The following is an 18,175-nucleotide window of genomic DNA, read 5'->3' on the forward strand; positions in this document are numbered from 1 at the left end:
CGGGTGTGCCGACGGCTGCGGCCGGACCTGTCGTCCCTGCGCTGGAAGATCGCCGCGCTGGCCGCGGTCACAGCCTGCCTGGTCGTGGCGGCGGTGGGCGTGCTGGTGCACCTGTGGACCGCGGACGACATCCGCTCCCGGGCCGAGGCCCAGGCGTTCAACGGGCTGTACTCGGCCATGGACACCTACCGGCGCACCAAAACCCTCGCGGACGGAGCCGAGCTGGATCCGGCCGAGCTGCCCCTCGCGCTGCGGCACCCCGCCGACGGCGAGCGGCATACGGCTTACGACGGGCGCGTCGAGGGGAATGTGGGCCCCAGCGCCTGGGCCGCCCAGCGGGTCGACGGCCCGGGCAGCCGGGTGCTGGCGGTGCAGGTCAACATGGGCCCGGAGCTGTACACGCTGCGCCGACTCGACGTGACCATGGTGGTCGCCTCGCTGGTCGCGCTCGCGGCGGCCGTGCCGCTGGCGGTCTACGGGGCCGGGCTGCTCGCCCGCAGGCTGCGGCGGGTCTCCGAGACCGCAGGCCGGATCTCCGCCGGGGATCTGGACGCCCGCACCGGGCCCACCAAGGGCCGCGACGAGGTGGCCGAGATCGCCGCCACCGTCGATCGTATGGCCGACAGTCTCGGCCAACTGCTCCGCACCGAGCGGCAGTTCACCGCGGACGTGGCCCATGAGCTGCGCACCCCCGTCGGCGGTCTGCTGGCCGCCGCCGACCTGCTGCCGGCCGGTGAGACGGAGGATCTGCTGCGGGCCCGGGTGCGGGATCTGCGCGGCCTGGTCGAGGACCTGCTGGAGATCTCCCGCCTGGACGCCGGGGCCGAGCAGCCGGTCCCTGCCCGGGTGCCGCTCGGCGCCGTCGTCTCCGAGGCCGTGGCACGCACCGGTCTCCGCACCGAGGTCACCGTCGCCGAGCGGGAAGCCGATCGGACCGTGGAGACCGACCCGCGCCGTCTGGAGCGGATCGTCAGCAACCTCGTCGTCAACGCCCACCGGCACGGAGGGCCCCCGGTGGAGGTCACCGTCGAGGGCCGTACGGTCGTCGTGCGCGACCACGGCCCCGGCTTCCCGGCAGACTTGCTGCTCCACGGTCCGCGCCGGTTCCAGACGGGTGCGACGGAGCGCGGCACGGGCCACGGCCTGGGCCTGACCATCGTCCTGGGCCAGGCCCGGCTCCTCGGCGCCGAACTGCATCTGGAAACCCCCCCGGACGGCGGCGCCGTCGCCACCCTGCGCCTCCCGTTCCGACCATCCGGCTCCTGCGGAACCGCCGCGCCGGCATGACGTTCCTCATGGGCTGATGCCGCTGCCGGAGAAGACGGTGCGGCGCCTGCTCGCGCCGGGAGGCCCCGGTGTGTGGCCCGCCGCTTCGGGCACGCTCACCCGGCACGGACGCGGCCGCCCCCGCCCCCTCGGACACCACGGACGCGCCTGCCCGCCCGGCCGGCCACGCCCTACAGAACTGCTACAAAGCGGCGCGGTCGCCGATACACGGTGGCTCAGGCCCCGATACGTTCCCCGGACACCCTTCGCAGTGCACCCTTCCGCACCCGAAGAGGAGTCCCCGCATGTCCGTCACCCCCTTCGGCCCGCCCGCGCGGCACGGGGCGCCCGGGGTCGCAGCGGCCACCTTCGACCTGTCGAAGGTCTACGGCAGCGGCGACGCCCGTGTCGTAGCCCTGGACCATGTCAGCATCGACTTCCGGGAGGGCGAGTTCACCGCGATCATGGGTCCTTCCGGCTGCGGCAAGTCCACGCTGATGCACTGTGCCGCCGGGCTCGACTCGCCCAGCTCCGGCTCCGTGCGCATCGGCACCACCGAACTGAGCACGCTGGGCGACCGGCAGCTCACCGCGCTGCGCCGCGACCGGATCGGCTTCATCTTCCAGGCGTTCAACCTGCTGCCGACGCTGACCGCGCTGGAGAACATCACGCTGCCGCTGACCATCGCCGGACGCCGCCCCGACCAGCAGTGGTTGGACCGCGTGGTCGCCATGGTCGGACTCTCCCAGCGCCTCGGTCACCGGCCCGCGCAGCTGTCCGGCGGGCAGCAGCAGCGCGTCGCGGTCGCCCGCGCCCTGGCCTCCCGCCCCGCGATCATCTTCGGCGACGAGCCCACCGGAAACCTTGACTCCCGCGCCGGGGCCGAAGTCCTCGGCTTCCTGCGCGACTCGGTGCGCGCGCTGGGCCAGACCGTGGTCATGGTCACCCACGACCCGGTCGCCGCCGGCTACGCCGACCGCGTGGTCTTCCTCTCCGACGGCCACCCGGTCGACGAGTTGACACACCCCACCCCGGACCGGGTCCTGGACCTGATGAAGAGCCTGGGCGCCCTCTCACACACCTGCTGAACCCGCCTCGCCCAGGACCGAACCCGCCGCCGCTCGCATCCGCCGAGCCCACGCCTCGAAGGCTCCCCATGCTGAAAACAGCCCTGCGCAACCTCCTGGCGCACAAGGCCCGTCAGATCATGACTCTCCTCGCCGTCTGCCTGGGTGTCGCGTTCGTCAGCGGCACCCTGGTCTTCGCAGACTCCAGCGCCGAGGCCCACCGCGCCGCCGCGTCGAAGAGCTTTGCCGACATCGCGGTCAGCGTGACCGCGAAGGCACCCCCGCCGGGGGCCGCCGCACACCAGCAGGCCAGCCCGCTCGACGACGCGCTCGCACGGAAACTGGCGGCCGTACCCGGTGTCGCCGCCGTGCGCCCGTCGGCCGACGGCACGGCCGCCCTGAACGCGGCGGACGGCACCCCGCTGCGGGTCCATCCGGGGGCGAATCAGGCCGCCGGCTACGTACCGGGCGAGGACGGCAAGGACAGCCGCTACCCGCTGGCCGAGGGACGCGCCCCGACGAACAGCGGCGAACTCGCCGTGGACCGCGGCACCGTCGCCGCCGGCCACTTCCGCATCGGCGACACGATCACGCTGGCCATCGACGGCCCCGTCATGACCAAGCGGCTCGTCGGCATCGTCACCACCGAGGACACCCGGGTGACCGCCGGCGGCACCCTCGCCCTGTTCGACAAGGCGACTGCCCAGAAGCTGTTCGCGTCGCCGGGCCACTACACCGGAATCGATCTGTCCGCCGCCCCCGGCACCGACCAGTTCGCGCTCTCCCGCCGAGTCACCGGCATGCTCCCGGCCGACCGGGCCGAGGCCACCACCGGCGCCGCCCAGGCCGCCCAGCAGGCCCTCCTCGTCGACACCCTGACCCGGGGCTACGAGAAGCTGCCGCTGGTCTTCGCCGGGGTCTCGCTGTTCATCGGCTCCTTCCTCATCATCAACACCTTCACCATGCTCGTGTCGCGGCGCACCCGTGAGATCGCGCTGCTGCGGGCGATCGGCGCCACACGCCGCCAGGTGTCCCGCACCGTGCTCCTGGAGGCCCTCCTGGTCGGCCTCGTCGCATCGGCGGCCGGTTTCCTGCTCGGCCTCGGCATCGCCTCGGTGCTGCCCGACATCCTGAGCACCGACGGGAACACGCTGCCCCACGGCCCTCTGGTGATCGGCCCGCGCTCGGTGGTGGCGGCGCTCGGCGTGGGCGTGGGAGTCACCGTGCTCGCCGCGTGGCTGCCGTCGCGCAGGGCGGCGAAGGTCGCGCCCATCGAGGCGATGCGCACGACGGAAACACCACCCTCCGCCCAGCGGTCCCGGATCCGCGGCGTGGCGGGCCTTGCTCTCCTCGTCCCCGGCGCCGGTGTGCTGGTGTCGCTCTCGGGGGCGAAGGACGCCTCGGAGAAGAACCTGCAGACCGCGATGTTCGGCTGCGCCCTCCTCGTCGCCGCCCTGATCGTCCTCGCGCCGATCCTCGCCTCCCCGGTGATCCGACTGACCGGACGGCTGACCGGCCGCTTCGGGATCACCGGCCACCTCGCACAGCAGAACGCGCTCCGCGACCCGAGGCGCACCGCCGCCACCGCCGCCACCCTGCTGATCAGCACCGCACTGGTCGCCGGCCTCGCCGTCATCGGCAACTCCACCGGGCAGGCCCTCGACCGCCAGGCCGCGGCCGGCCTCGGCGCCGACTACGTGATCAGCTCCCCGCCCATGACCGGCGTCGACCCGGCCGCCGTACGGCGGGTGGCCGACACCTCCGGAGTGCGGACCGCGAGCGCCGTCACGGACTCCACCCTGTTCACCGGCGGCGGTGTCCGGGAGATCTCCGGCGTCGACCCCCACACCGTGCACGACGTCATGAAGCTCGACTTCGTCAGCGGCTCCGCCAAGGATCTCGGGCCGGGCCGGATCGCCGTCTCCCGCACCCTCGCCCGGGCAAACGGCGTGACCACGGGCGGCCACCTCAACGTCCGCCTCGGCCGGAACCAGGAGTTCAGGAAGTACACCGTCGTGGGCGTCTACAAGGACAACCCCGTCGCCCACGACGCGCTCGGCGCCCGTACCGAGGTGGCGCACCACAGCTACCTGCCCGGCTCCGTCCAGCGCATCCTCGTCCGCACCGACGGCGGCGCGGTCTCGCACACCACCGAGGACCGGCTGCGCACCGCCGTGGGCAACAGCCCGCTGCTGAAGGTGCAGGACCGGCAGCAGTTCGTCCACGAGGCCGCCGGCACCATGGGCGACCTGCTGACCCTGATGTACGGGATGCTCGCCATCGGCATCGTCATCGCCGCGCTCGGCATCATGAACACCCTGGCCATGTCGGTCGCCGAACGCACCCGAGAGATCGGCGCCCTGCGGGCCATCGGCATGGACCGCTCCGGCATCCGGCGGATGATCCGCCTGGAGGCGGTGACCGTCGCCGCGTTCGGCACGCTCCTCGGCTTGGCGGGCGGCCTGTTCGGCGCCTGGGCGGTCGGCTCGCTGGCCAACGCCGCGCTGCCGCAGTACTCCCTTGCGCTGCCCTGGGGGACGCTGCTCCTCGTGTGCCTGCTCTCCCTCGCGATCGGCGCGCTGGCCGCCGCCGTCCCGGCTCGCCGGGCCGCCGCCCTGAGCCCGCTGGAGGCCGTTGCGGAGACGTGACGCACGGCCCACCTTCGACGTCCGAGGGGAACCTGGCGTGCCCCGGTGCCGTGGCAACTGTCCGGTGCGTACGCCGAGTTACCGGTCGCCGACTTTCCCGCCCAGTGACGGGAGCCCGCTGTGCCCCGGCTGCTGTTCAGTGCCACCGATGCACCACCATCCGGCACTTTTCAGCCACCCTGGCGTGGCCCTGGAGGAGCGGACGCGGCCGGCCTCGAACTCGTGGCGTTCCTCTCGGAGCTGGTGATTCGGCAGGCGGCCAGCGTGGGGCCGAAGGCCGGGCGACGTGCCGATCACGTCCGCGCCGCCCGTGCCTCGTCGCAGACGCCGTAGCGACTGAGGAACATGGCTATTCCCTCTTCGACGACGACGTCGAACGGCGGGATGCTCATGACGTCCGGTCCGATCGCCATGACCTTCGGCCAGATGATGAATTCCTGTACGAGTCCCAGGAATTGATGCGCAGCCAGTTCGGGGGAGGGGCAATCGATCCCCCCTGTCTCGTGCAGCCGCTGCAGGCAGCCGGCGAGCGTCTTGGTCAACGGCTCCTTGCCGACCCGGTAGAACTCCTCGGCAACCCAGGGGCTCCGGCGGGACTCGGCGATCACGAGCCGTGTGAAGGCGACCTGATCCGCGTCGTCGATGAAGGTCAGAAGGATCTGGGAAAACTGGCGCAGGAATCCGGCCGGGTCGGCGTCGGTCCCCAGGCTCTGTTCGAGGCGCGTCAACAGGTCTCCGAGCGGCAGGCTGGACCAGTGGTGCTCCATCACGGCACGGAAGACCGCTTCCTTGCTCCCGAACTGGTTGTAGACCGTCTGCCGGGCGACCTCGGCCTGGGTGGCGATCCGGTCGAGGTTCACACCGTCATAGCCGTCCTGCAGGAAGAGCGCCTTCGCCGCCGCGAGGATCTTCAGTCTGCTGCGGGAGCGACCCTTGCCTTGCCGGGCGGGCTGGGAGGGCGCGGGCACCACCGTCAAGCACCTCTTTCTGTACTGGACGCGCCAGTCTAGTCCAGCAATGCGTTGATCTTGCGAGGGTCCCGGGTGCGCCAGGCCGGCCCGAGTGGACCACACCCGCAAGGAATCCCTCCCTCCAGCTCAGAGGTCTGTCGGACTCTTGCCATGGCTCAAATTGGACTGTACTGTCCAGTCTACTTCGCGGGGGCTGAATGTGCGATTCAACCTGAGAGGAGAAGTATGCGATCTTCCTTGGGGTCGACTGGCCCCTCCGTCGCGGCACGGCTCGACCGGCTGCCGGTCACCAGGCTCCACAAGCGCTTCACCGGCGTCATGGCGCTGGGGAACTTCTTCGAGATCTACGAGCTGTTCCTGGCCGGGGTCCTCGCGACCACGCTGAAGAAGACCTTCGCCCTGGGCGGCTTCGAGCTGTCGCTCGTTCTGGCGTCGGCGTTCGTCGGAGCCTTCGTCGGAGCCGTGGTCATCGGGCGGCTCGCGGACCGTGTCGGACGGCGGACCGCCTACATGGTCACGCTGACCCTGTACTCCGGGGCCACGCTCGCCTGCGCTCTGGCCCCGAACCTGTGGACGCTCGTGGCCTTCCGCTTCGTGGCCGGCATCGGCCTGGGCGGCGAACTGCCGGTGACGGACTCGTTCCTGGGCGACATCCTCCCGCCGGCCCGGCGCGGCTACTACGCGGCATGGGCCTTCACGGGCGCCTATCTCGCCGTACCCGTCGTCGGCTTCCTGGGCCTGGTGCTGGTGGACGGCGCTCCGCTCGGCGTAGCGGGATGGCGCTGGATGTTCGCCATCGGGTCCCTCGGAGCCCTGCTGACCTTCCTGGTGCGCAGAGGTCTGCCCGAGTCACCTCGCTGGCTGGAGTCGGTCGGACGCACGGCGGAGGCCGACGCCGTCACCAGCCGCTTCGAGAAAGCCGCCGAGGCCGAAGGCTGGACACCCCCCGCGGTCTTCGACGAGTCCGAGGAGCCGGACCTCGCGGTCGAGCCGGTGCCCGTCCGCGCCCTCTTCCGCCGGCCCCTGGCCCGGCGCATGGTGATCATGGCGACCGTGTGGATCCTCGCGCCCATCGGCTACTACGGCTTCGGCAGCCTGGCCACGCTCGTCCTCGCTGCCAAGGGACTCGACCTCAGCACCTCGCTGACCTATCTGACCTTCTCCTTCATCGGCTATCCGCTCGGCTCCTATCTGTCCATGCTCATCATGGAGAAGGCAGAACGGAAGTGGATTCTGGCCGCGTCGCTGGTGGGCATGGCGGTGTGCGGAATCGTGTACGGAAGCGCCCAGTCGGCAGCCGTGATCATCGCCTCGGGTTTCTGCTTCACCGCGGTGGCCAATGTCATGTCCAACTCCGGCCACATCTACCAGCTGGAACAGTTCCCCACGAGTGTGCGCACCACCGCCACCGGCTGGCTGTACTCGCTGAGCCGGCTCTCGACAGCGGCAGCGCCCTTCTATCTGCTCCCCCTTCTGGGTGCCCATGGAGCACCGGTCGCCTTCACCGTTGTCGCCGCGGCGATGCTGCTGGCCGCACTCTCGCTCGTCTTCGGCGTGCGGACCACGGGATTGCGGCTGGAAGCCATCTCAGGTCCGGCCCGGGCCACCCTCGCCCGGCCGGCCGCCCCGAGTGGGCCCACCTCCCCCGTCATTCCCGAAAAGACGCACTGACCTCCGCCGGCTCGCCAGGAAAGGACACCCCCCATGCCAGAGATCTTCTGGAACCGCATGACAGCTCCTGCTCTCCGGGAGCTGGCGGCCCAGGGCGCACCGGTGCTGCTTCCCGTGGGCTCCACCGAGCAGCACGGCCCGCATCTGCCCACCGGGGTCGACGATTTCCTCAGCACCGAGGCATGCCGGCGGGCAGCCGCGATCATGGTCGCTCAGGGCAGGCCCGTGGTCGTCGCGCCGTCCCTGTGGTGCGGGCTGGCGGACCATCATGTGGAGTTCGGCGGTACCTTCACCCTCACGCTCGCGACGTACCACGCACTGTTGCGTGAGCTGTGCCGCTCCATCCTCACGGCCGCCTTCCGCAAGATCCTCATCGTCAACGGCCACGGCGGCAACGTCACGGCCCTGCACGCGATCAGCAGTGAAATCTCCCGGGAACTGTCCGCGCCCATCGCCGTCACCAGCTACTTCGTGGCCGGGCAGGCGCGGATCGCGGAGATCCTGGAGGACCAGGACACTCTGATGCACGCCTGCGAAGGCGAGACGTCCATGACGATGGCGATCGCGCCGGACCTCGTCGACGGCGTACGGCTCGCCGAGGCGGTCGGCCCTCAGATCGCGCTGCAGTCGGATCCGAGCGAAGCGATCCACGTACCGCGGTCGTTCCACAAGGTCACGGCGTCGGGCGTAGCAGGTGACGCGCGTTCGGCGACCGCGGAGAAGGGCGAAGCCATTCTGGACGCATGCGCCGAAGCCATCGCCGAATGGCTGAGGAAATGAACCCGGCGTCCGGCGGCGAATCCGCCGGGCCGACCGTGCTGTCGCCCGCACGTGACGGGCATGGGCGGAAGGCACCTTCCGGTGCGGCGCAGACAGAACGAGGAAAGGGACATCGACATGACGCGGACGCCGAAGCAGGACGGCTATGCGGCGGGGTACCGGCGCAGTCTGGCGGATCCGGAAGGCTTTTGGCTGGACGCCGCCCGTGCCATCGACTGGACCGTCGCGCCGTCCCGCGCCCTCGACGGGTCTAAGGCTCCGCTGTACCGGTGGTTCCCGGACGGGGAGTTGAACACCTGCCACAACGCTCTGGACCGCCACGTCGACGCCGGGCGCGGCGAGCAACTCGCGCTGGTGTACGACAGCCCGGTCACCGGCTGCAAGGCGTCGTTCACCTATCGGGAGTTGCGTGACGAGGTCGCGCTGTTCGCCGGAGTGCTGGCCGGGCTCGGGGTGGCCAAGGGCGACCGCGTCGCGATCTATATGCCGATGATTCCCGAGGCGGTCGTCGCCATGCTGGCCTGCGCCCGCATCGGCGCCGTCCACTCGGTCGTCTTCGGGGGATTCGCCGCGCACGAGCTCGCCGTGCGCATCGACGACGCCCGCCCCAAGGTCGTCGTCGCCGCCTCGTGCGGCATCGAGCCGACCCGCGTCGTGCCGTACAAGCCGCTTCTGAACGATGCCCTCGCCCTGGCCGAACACCAGCCGGAGCACTGTGTCATCCGCCAGCGACCGCAGTGCACAGCGGAGATGACCGGCCGTGACCTCGACTGGGACCAGGCCCTGGCGACCGCCGAGCCGGTCGACTGCGTGCCCGTGGCCGCCACCGACCCGCTGTACATCCTCTACACTTCCGGCACGACCGGCCGGCCCAAGGGCGTGGTGCGCGACAACGGCGGCCACGCGGTCGCGCTGCGCTGGTCCCTTGAGAACGTGTACGACACCCACCCCGGTGAAGTCTTCTGGGCGGCCTCGGACGTCGGTTGGGTCGTCGGCCACTCCTACATCGTCTACGCACCGCTGCTCACGGGCTGCACCACCGTGCTCTACGAAGGAAAGCCCGTCGGCACGCCGGACGCCGGTGCGCTGTGGCGGGTGATCGCCGAACACCGCGTGACGGCACTGTTCACCGCACCGACGGCGATCCGCGCGGTGAAGAAGGAGGACCCGCACGGAGCGCTTCTCCACGCCCACGACCTGGGATCGCTGCGCCACCTGTTTCTGGCCGGCGAGCGCCTGGATCCGGAGACCTACCGTTGGGCCACTGACCTGCTCGGCGTTCCGGTGGTCGACAACTGGTGGCAGACCGAGACCGGTTGGCCGATCGTCGCCAACCCCATGGGCCTGGAGCCGCACCCGCTCAAGGCCGGTTCGCCCACCGTGCCGATGCCCGGCTACGACGTGCGCATCCTCGACGCGACGGGCCGCGATGTGCCGCCGGGCGCCGACGGCGCGGTGGCGATCCGGCTGCCGCTGCCACCCGGAACGCTGCTCACGCTGTGGCAGGACGACGCACGGTATGTGCGCTCATACTTGTCCACCTACAGCGGCTACTACCTCACCGGCGACGGCGGTCACAAGGACGAGGACGGGTACCTCTTCATCATGGGCCGCATCGACGACGTGATCAACGTAGCCGGGCACCGGCTGTCCACCGGCGCGATGGAGGAGGTGCTCGCCGCTCACCCGGATGTCGCCGAGTGCGCTGTCGTCGGTGTCGCCGACCCGCTCAAGGGACAGGTGCCGAGGGGTCTCGTCGTGCTCAAGGCCGGCCTCGACCGCGATCCGCACGACATCGCCGCGGAACTTGTCACCGCCGTACGGGAGACGATCGGCCCCGTGGCGGCGCTGCGGCGGGTCGACGTGGTACCGGCGCTGCCCAAGACGCGTTCGGGAAAGATCCTGCGCCGCACCATGCGCGACATCGCCGACGGCCGGGACACCGAACTGCCCTCCACCATCGACGATCCCGCGGTGATCGAGGTGCTGCGACCGGTACTCCGCCATGATCCAAACGACACGCCCTAGTTCTCGTTCCCTGCAGGGGTGGGGAATCAGGAGGGGGTGAGACCGGCCGGGCCCGGCCACCCCAGTGGGTACAGGTCCCGGCCTGCCCCGAGTCGCGCACGCCGGAACGTCATCTCCTTCGGTCTCCGCTTCTGGCCGGAATTCATCCCGGGCGAGGGCATGGGAAGGGACTCCAGCGGGTGAGTCGGCCGTGACGGGCACGCGGGGTGCGCGGGCGAATCGGCAGACAGCGCGGCACGTGCCGCACGGTGAAGGATCAATTCCCCTTGGTATGCCCCGTAGTGGCGCCCTTTTCCAACCATGTCCGGTTGAAGACTTATTGAGTGGTGTTTTCTTCTGCTTGAGTGGACCGCGTTGTGTCGCACCTACTGAGGAGGCCATATGGCCGAAGTCAAGAAGGTCGCCCGCCCCGCGGTCACCGCGTCGTCCCGTCCGTGTGCGTTCGTCTCGCCGGACAAGGGCAACGCCCCGACCATCACGCCCGCCCACAAGCAGGCGGAGGTCGTCTCGGCCCCCGCTGAGCAGCGGAAAGAGAGTGCGTCGGCCTAAGGGCTGAGGTTCCCCGGGGCCCCGCCCACCGGCCGGGCCCCGGTCTGTCGCGCGGGCCGGGCCGAGGGCCGGGACCGGTCCGCGTCCCACGGCTCCGCGCCCGGGGCCCTTTTCGCCGACGCAAGTGCCGTATGCCGCGCGCCCAGGGCCGCGTCGTGCGGTGCGTCGGAAGTCGTGAGACGCAGGGAGAAGTCTTCGCCATGCAGAATTCGATGTACCAGTCCTCGCGCTACGTCCGCACCCTGCGTGCCGCGGGCAACCGGGATTTCACGTCGTTCGGAGGCCGGCTCGATTCCTATGAGGGCGACGAGCGGACCATGGCTTTTCATTCGCTCTTCGGAAATGCGCGGTTGATCGACCGGGACATCGTCGAACTCCTCAAAGCGGCGTCCCAGGGACTCAGTTGGGAACGACTGCGGGAGCGGGTCGACGGCGACGCACTGCGCGACCTCGTCGAGGCCCGGTTCCTCGTCGAGGCGGGGCACGACGAGGCCGCGGAGATCGACGGCCTGCTGGAGAGCCGGCAAAGCGCACTCGGCAGCGGTGTGTTCCACTCCTCCATCCAGCTCGTGCTCACCAACGCCTGCAACTTCTCCTGTCAGGGCTGTTTCGCGTACAACTTCGACGGCGGCGTCGAGGAGCGCAACACCTCCGGCGAGTCGGTGAAACCCGGCCCGGTCCTGGTCGAACTGCGCCGCTCCCGCGAGGTCGTCGGCCCCACCCGCCAGGACTCGGGCCCCACGTTCGCCAAGGGCGACTGGAACCACGGCGCGGACGAGGTCCGCAACCCCTCGATGCACATGTCGCGCGAGGTGGCCGAGAAGACCGTCAAGGAAGCCATCGAGCTGCGCAAAGCCAACGGGGGCGGCCATCTGACGGTGTCGTTCTTCGGCGGCGAGCCCACCCTGGCGCGGGGCACCATCCTGCACGTGCTGCGCACCTTCGGCGACCGCTACGACGGCGTCACCCTCTCCTACGACCTCACCAGCAACGGCTCCCGCATCGACGACGAGCTGTTGGCGGCGCTCGCCGAGCACCGCGTCGACACCACCGTCTCCATCGACTACCTGGTCCCGGAGACCGGCGAGTTCCGTGGCGGGCAGCAGCAGCGCACCGCCTGGGCCGTGGTCCGCAAGGCGATCCTCGACATGAAGGCCGCGGGCGTCCCGGTCAGCATCACCTCGGTGCTCTCCCAGTACACCTGGGACAAGTGGGGCACCCCGCTCATCGACTTCGTCGCCGAGGCCGGTCTGGAATCCCTGGACGTCATCGTGTCCTTCCAGGCCAAGGAGTTCTTCCAGAAGCACAGCCCGCACGACGTGGCGCAGCGGCTGCTGGCCGCCGTCGACTACGGGCGGGAGCGCGGTGTGCAGCTCAGCGGCTACTGGTACCAGACCTTCCAGATGATCATCGATGAGGCCAAGTGGGCCGAGCAGGCCGACTACAAGACCTGCCCGGCGGTCGGCCGCCAGCTCTCCATCGAGCCCAACGGCAGCGTCTTCGCCTGCAAGGCCACCGCCCGCAAGCTGGGGACCATCGACGACTGGCGCGGCATCTTCTCCTCTCCCGCCTACCAGGACTACGGCATGCGGGCCTACACCAACGGCCCCGGCTGCCAGGGCTGCGAGCTCCAGGGCACCTGCTCGGGCGGCTCCGCCGGAGCGCTGGAGGAGGAGAACGGCTCGATCCAGGTGATGTCGCCCGGCTACTGCGCCTACATGCGCGAGGTGGTGCAGGGCCTCCTGGAGCGCCATCACACCCAGAGCCTCGCCACGCTGTCCTGAGCCGGGCCCGACGCTCTGTGCAACGGCCCGCCTCCGCGAGGCGGGCCCCCGATCCACGACCCGGCCCCACGACTCCGGTCCGGGCAGAGGAAGGGTGACTCGTTCCATGGCAATGATGGGGATGCACTTCGGCCACGACGCGGGTGCCGCTCTCACCGAGGCGGGCGGCTACCGCGTCATCGAGGCCGAGCGCCGCCTGGGGCTGCGCCATGTGTGCGGCGGCAACGGCGATTTCCCGCAGGCCGCCGCCGAGTGGCTGGCGGAGCTGCGGGAGGGGGCGGCGAGCCCGGTGACCGGGATCGCGGTGGCCGACTGGTACACGCCGGTGTGCCAGGTGCTGCCCCCGGCGCTGGTGGAGCTCGTCAACGAGGACGCCCGCTGGACGGCCACCGGCGGCACGGGCCTGGCCGACGCGGTGACCCGGGTGATCAAACCCCTGGACTGGCCGCTGGCCAAGGGGTTCGGCGACATCACGCTGACCGCGGTACGCCACCACTACGCGCACGCCGCCCTCGCGTACTACACCTCCGGGGCCCGCAAGGCCCTGGTGCTGGCCCTGGACGGGACGGGCAACTACGCCGAGTGCGGCATGGTCTGCCTCGGCGACGGCGACCAGCTCACCCCGGTGATGTCCTTCACCAACCGCACCGGCCCGCGCTTCGGCCTGGTCTACGAGGCGCTCGCCCGGCGCGTCCACGGCAGCCAGTTCGACACCGGCAAGCTGCTCGGGCTGACGGCCACGGGGGAGACCGATGCCGCCCTGCTGCCGGTGCTGCGCGCCATGCTCGTCCCGCAGTCGACCCGGCGCGCCTCGCCGGACCTGTACGAGCAGCTCGACGAGGACCGGCTGACCGGCACCGCGCTGCGCTACGCCGACACCTGGTGGGAGTACGACCCGCACAGCGGCGGGTATCTGGACGCGGGCCTGGCCGACTCCTCCGACGACGACGTCGTGCACTCCTTCGGCTCGGTCTTCCCCGACGAGATCCGCACCGCGGACGGGCGGAGCACCCCGGTCGGGACCTCCCCGGACGCGCGCAGCTGCCGGGACCTGGCGGCCACCTTGCAGACCGCCGTGGAGCGGGACCTGACGTGGCTGGTCACCGGCGTCAGCCGGCGCTTCCCCAGTTACCCGACGCTCTGCTACGCGGGCGGCTGCGCGCTCAACATCACCGCCAACAGCCGCCTCGCCGAATGCGCCCAGTTCACCCGGGTGTCCGTCCCGACCTGCTGCGACGATTCGGGGATCGCGCTGGGCGCGGCGCTGGCCGTCGCCGACCCGGCCGACCGCCCGGCCCTGCTGGGCCGCTCGGGATGGGCGCTGGCCTACGCCGGGCCGCCGCTGGAGGGCCTGGACACGGTGGACGGCGACGACGATGACGACGCAGCCGCGGCCGACGGCCTCCGTCGCCGGCTGGCCGGCCTCGGGTTGTCCCTGCGCCGCCCGGCCGACGACGAGGAGTTCGTCCGGGCCGTCGCCGACCTGCTGGCCGACCGGCGGTGCGTGGCCTGGCTGGAGGGCGGCCTGGAGACCGGGCCGCGGGCGCTGGGCCACCGCTCGCTGCTGGTCTCGGCCCACTGGAGCGGCGCCCGCCGGTACGTCTCCCAGACGATCAAGAACCGGGAGTGGTTCCGGCCGGTCGCGCCGATCTGCCCGGAGGAGGTGGCCGACCAGTACTTCACCGGGCCCCTGGACCACACCGAGACCATGCTGTTCGCGGTGCGGGTGCGGCCCGACCGGGCCCGGCAGCTCGCCGAGGCGCGGCACATCGACGGTACGGCCCGCCTCCAGACCGTACGGCCCGACGCGCAGCCCCTGCTGCACCGGCTGTGCCACGCGGTCGCCGCCCGCACGGAGTTGCCCGTCCTCATCAACACCAGCGCCAACGGGGGCGGTCGCCCGATCCTCAACCACCTCGACGAGGCACTGGAGTTGCTCACCGGGACCGAGCTGGACGCCGTGGTGCTGCCCGAACGCCGCCTGATCGTCGAGTGATCCCCGCCTCGGTCCAGCGCCCCGTACCTGTTTCCCCCGATATCTCCGTCCGGGCGAAAAATGGCCGGAATGACGATGTCGAGGCCGGCCCGTCCCACCCGATCATGTGCAGGCGTCGTGTCCCTGGAGAGTGCCCGTGGCCGCCATTCCACTGCGAGACATCCACAAGACGGAACCACTGCGCGTCCTGTCCCCCGAGGACTGGCAACAGTGGATCACCCAAGGCTATGTGATCGTCCGTCAGGCAGTCGCGCCGGAGACGGTCACCGCCCTCATCGAGGGTCTCCACTCCTTCCTCGACATGCGCCCCCAGGACCCCTCGACCTGGGCCTCGCCGCACACCGGCAACGACCGGCTGCCGGGCCACAGCGGGCTGGTCGAGATGTACAACCACCAGGCCCAGTGGGATATCCGGCAGACCCCGCGGGTGTACGGGGCCTTCGCCGACATCTGGGACCGCACCGATCTGTGGGTCACCATCGACTTCGCCAATGTCAACCCGCCCAACCGGGGACCGCGCGCCTTCGACGGGTTCATCCACTGGGACGTGGACACCTCCACCGAACCGCTGCAGGTGAGCTGCCAGGCGGTGCTCTCGCTGACCCACGGCGACGAGGAGATCGGCGGCTTCCAGTGCGTGCCGGAGATCTTCACCGAGTGGGAGAAGTGGGTGAGCGGCCAGCCGGCCGACCGCGACCCGTTCACGCCGGACATCACCGGCTACCCGATCACCACGCCTCGGGTCGCGCCCGGCGACCTGATCATCTTCAACAGCCTGCTGCCGCACGGAGTGCACCCCAACGTCTCTAAGGCCCGGGTGCGCATGGCCCAGTACCTGACCATGGCGCCCGCCTGGGAGGAGAACGCCGAACTCCGGGAGGCCCGGGTGCGGTTCTGGCGGGACCGGATCCCGCCGCATCCGCCGCAGGGCGGGGTGCGCAAGGACGAGGCCGAGCTGTACGGGCCGGCGACGCTGACCGCACTGGGCGAGCGGTTGCTGGGCCTGCGTGCGTGGTCCGAGGGGAGCATTGTTGGCTAGCACCGCCCCGTCCGGGGCCGGCCCGGCCCTGCGGGTGGACCTGGGCCGCCCGTTCCGCTGGCTGTGGGCCTCGACGGCCGCCTCCAACGCGGGCGACGGCATCACCCGTACGCTGCTGCCGCTGCTGGTGGTCGCGCACCACCCCGACCCGGCGGCGGTCGCCGGGCTGACCACCGTCAACATGCTGCCCTGGCTGCTGTTCGCGCTCCCCGCGGGCGTCCTCGTGGACCGGGTGGACCGGCGCCGGATCGTGCTGGGCAGCAACGTGGTCCGCGCGGCGGCGCTGCTCGGCGCGGCCCTGGCCCTCGCCGACAACCGCCCGCTGGTCCTGCTGTACGCGCTGGCGTTCCTGCTGGGCATCGCCGAGACCCTCGCCGACACCGCGGCGCCCGCGATGCTGCCGCGCCTGGTCGACGAGCGGCACCTGGAGCGCGCCAACGGGCGGCTGATGGCAGCGCAGATCGTGCTCAACGAAACGGTCGGACCGCCCGTGGCGGGCCTGTTGGTGGGCCTGACCGCCGCCGCGGCGCTGGCCACCGGCGGGGTGCTGTACGCGCTGGCCGCGCTGCTGCTGTTCGGCCTCGCCCCGCTCGTCCGCACCAGCCGCGAGGCGGCGCCGGGCGGGGCGCGCAGCGGGGTGCTGCGCGACATCCGGGAGGGGCTCGGCTTCGTCCTCGGCCATCGCACCCTGCGGCGCACGCTGGCCGCGAGCGCCCTGTACGGCCTGGTGTTCTCGGCGACCTTCTCGATGCTGGTGCTGCTGAGCGAGCGCACTCTGGGGCTCGGCGAAGCCGGGTACGGACTGCTGCTCGCCGTCGGCTCGCTGGGCGCCGTCGCCGGCAGCTGGCTGGCGCCCCGGGCCGCCGACCGGCTGCCCACCGTACGGCTGGCCCGCTGGTCCCTGGTGGCGTCCGGGGCCGCGTACGCCGCGCTGGGCCTGGGCCGCCACCCGGTCCTGGCCGCGCTGGCGCTCGCCGTCAACGGCGTCTTCATGATGGGCTGGAACATCCCCGTGATGTCGCTGCGCCAGCGGCTCACGCCGGAGGATCTCCAGGGCCGGGTGATGAGCGTGTCCCGGCTGTGCGCGTGGGGCACCATGCCGGTCGGCGCGACACTCGGCGGACTGCTCGCCGAAGCCCTGTCCGTGCCCGCCGTGTTCGTGGTGTGCGGGACCGTTCTGGCCGTGGGCGCGCTGGTGCTGCTCGCGCCGGTGCGCGAGGACCACTCCGCGCCCGGCGACGCACTCCCGGCGCCCTCCGCACCACCGCTGTCCTCCGGTGCGCCGCCCGCCGATCCGCCTCCGCACAGTGACCTTCTCGACAAGGGGTGACCATTGGACACGCAGCTCTACGACACGGTGATCGTCGGAGGCGGCCCGGCCGGCCTCAACGGAGCGCTCTACCTGGGCCGTTCACGTCGCCGCGTGCTGCTGATCGACTCGGGCGACGCCCGCAACATGGCAGCGGGCGTCATGCACAACGTGCTCACCAACGACGGGGCGACGATCGCGGACTTCCGGGCCCGCTCGCGCGCCCAACTCGGCGCGTACGACGTGACGTTCCGTGACGACGAGGTGGTGTCGGCCGAGCCCGACGGCGACCAGGTGGTGGTCACCACCAAGGAGTCCGGCACCTTCCGCGCCCGCACCCTGCTGTACGCGGCCGGTGTGCGCTCGGTGCTGCCGCCGGTCCCGGGCCTGGCGGACCTGTGGGGCACGACCGTCCTGGAGTGTCCGTACTGCCACGCCTGGGAGGTGCGCGAGCGCAGCTTCGCCGTGTACGGAGGGAGCGTGCCCGGCGAGTGCCTGGCCGCGACCCTGACGGTGTGGTCCGACACCCTCACCTACCTCACCGACCGGCGCGAGCTGCCCCAGGACGAGCGGGACCGGCTCACCGCGGCCGGCGTGCCCGTCGTCACCGACGGGGTCAGCGAGGTCAGGCCGCATCCCGAGGGTGTCGAGGTCCGCTTCGAGGACGGCCGGTCCGCGAGCTACGGGGCGCTCTTCCTCCACCTGGACATCGAGCCCCGGGTGGCCCCGCTGCGCCCCTGGCTGCAGGCCCCGGACCTGGAGTCCGTACAGACCGACGAGCGCGGCCGCACCAGCCTGCCCCGGCTGTACGTGGCCGGGGATCTGGGCCGGAACATGCAGCAGGCCGCGATGGCCGCTGCCAGCGGCGGCCTGGCGGGCATGGCCATCAACGCCGACCTGATCCGCGAGGACCGCCCCGGCTCCCTGCCCGAGCCGCCGCCCCCGACCCCGGCCCCCTGAGCGCAGGCCGCCATCCCCGCACCGGCGTGCCCCACGGGCCCACCGCGCACGGCAGGACGGCCGGTCCCCACGGAAGGCACGACAGCCATGCACCGCGCACCGACGGG

General features: G+C 71.4%; 13 protein-coding genes. 12 read left to right on the top strand and 1 reads right to left on the bottom strand.

What is annotated here, in order from left to right; genetic code table 11:
• Positions 1-3 precede the first annotated feature (3 nt).
• The 3 genes from BKA18_RS28075 (at position 4) to BKA18_RS28085 (ending at position 4,981) form a co-directional block, all read left to right on the top strand.
• Positions 4-1,287 carry a HAMP domain-containing sensor histidine kinase gene (locus BKA18_RS28075; RefSeq protein ID WP_366046560.1) on the top strand — a complete coding sequence of 428 codons (1,284 nt, stop codon included), beginning with the start codon at positions 4-6 and terminating at the stop codon, positions 1,285-1,287.
• A gap of 284 nt (positions 1,288-1,571) precedes the next feature.
• Positions 1,572-2,354, top strand: coding sequence for an ABC transporter ATP-binding protein (locus BKA18_RS28080; protein WP_366046561.1), 783 nt, complete (start codon positions 1,572-1,574; stop codon positions 2,352-2,354).
• Positions 2,355-2,422: 68 nt separating this feature from the next.
• On the top strand, positions 2,423-4,981 hold the full coding sequence (locus BKA18_RS28085) for an ABC transporter permease (RefSeq protein ID WP_366046562.1): 2,559 nt from the start codon (positions 2,423-2,425) through the stop codon (positions 4,979-4,981).
• 293 nt (positions 4,982-5,274) lie between these two features.
• Here BKA18_RS28085 and BKA18_RS28090 read toward each other — a convergent pair whose 3' ends face one another.
• Entirely contained in the window at positions 5,275-5,949 is a 675-nt protein-coding gene (locus BKA18_RS28090; protein ID WP_366046563.1) for a TetR/AcrR family transcriptional regulator, read from the bottom strand.
• A gap of 228 nt (positions 5,950-6,177) precedes the next feature.
• On the opposite strand from BKA18_RS28090, the gene BKA18_RS28095 reads away from it, so the two are divergent.
• The 9 genes from BKA18_RS28095 (at position 6,178) to BKA18_RS28135 (ending at position 18,068) form a co-directional block, all read left to right on the top strand.
• Entirely contained in the window at positions 6,178-7,623 is a 1,446-nt protein-coding gene (locus BKA18_RS28095; RefSeq protein ID WP_366046564.1) for an MFS transporter, read from the top strand.
• Between the two features lie 33 nt (positions 7,624-7,656).
• Positions 7,657-8,403 (top strand): creatininase family protein, encoded by a 747-nt coding sequence (locus tag BKA18_RS28100; protein ID WP_366046565.1) that lies wholly within the window; start codon positions 7,657-7,659, stop codon positions 8,401-8,403.
• 117 nt (positions 8,404-8,520) lie between these two features.
• Positions 8,521-10,431, top strand: a complete 1,911-nt coding sequence (locus tag BKA18_RS28105; RefSeq protein WP_366046566.1) for a propionyl-CoA synthetase — start codon at positions 8,521-8,523, stop codon at positions 10,429-10,431.
• 381 nt (positions 10,432-10,812) lie between these two features.
• Complete coding sequence (locus BKA18_RS28110) at positions 10,813-10,980, top strand: hypothetical protein (RefSeq protein ID WP_159032259.1); 168 nt, start codon at positions 10,813-10,815, stop codon at positions 10,978-10,980.
• Positions 10,981-11,180: 200 nt separating this feature from the next.
• On the top strand, positions 11,181-12,764 hold the full coding sequence (locus tag BKA18_RS28115) for a radical SAM/SPASM domain-containing protein (RefSeq protein WP_366046567.1): 1,584 nt from the start codon (positions 11,181-11,183) through the stop codon (positions 12,762-12,764).
• A 106-nt stretch (positions 12,765-12,870) separates the two neighbouring features.
• Positions 12,871-14,760 carry a carbamoyltransferase C-terminal domain-containing protein gene (locus BKA18_RS28120; RefSeq protein WP_366046568.1) on the top strand — a complete coding sequence of 630 codons (1,890 nt, stop codon included), beginning with the start codon at positions 12,871-12,873 and terminating at the stop codon, positions 14,758-14,760.
• A gap of 136 nt (positions 14,761-14,896) precedes the next feature.
• Complete coding sequence (locus tag BKA18_RS28125; RefSeq protein WP_366046569.1) at positions 14,897-15,799, top strand: phytanoyl-CoA dioxygenase family protein; 903 nt, start codon at positions 14,897-14,899, stop codon at positions 15,797-15,799.
• Positions 15,792-17,129 (top strand): MFS transporter, encoded by a 1,338-nt coding sequence (locus BKA18_RS28130; protein ID WP_366046570.1) that lies wholly within the window; start codon positions 15,792-15,794, stop codon positions 17,127-17,129. The genes BKA18_RS28125 and BKA18_RS28130 overlap by 8 nt, the downstream gene beginning before the upstream one ends.
• 3 nt (positions 17,130-17,132) lie before the next feature.
• Positions 17,133-18,068, top strand: a complete 936-nt coding sequence (locus BKA18_RS28135; protein ID WP_366046571.1) for an NAD(P)/FAD-dependent oxidoreductase — start codon at positions 17,133-17,135, stop codon at positions 18,066-18,068.
• The last annotated feature ends 107 nt before the right edge of the window (positions 18,069-18,175 follow it).

The sequence above is a fragment of the Streptomyces auratus genome (assembly GCF_050433025.1).
GTDB lineage: Bacteria > Actinomycetota > Actinomycetes > Streptomycetales > Streptomycetaceae > Streptomyces > Streptomyces sioyaensis.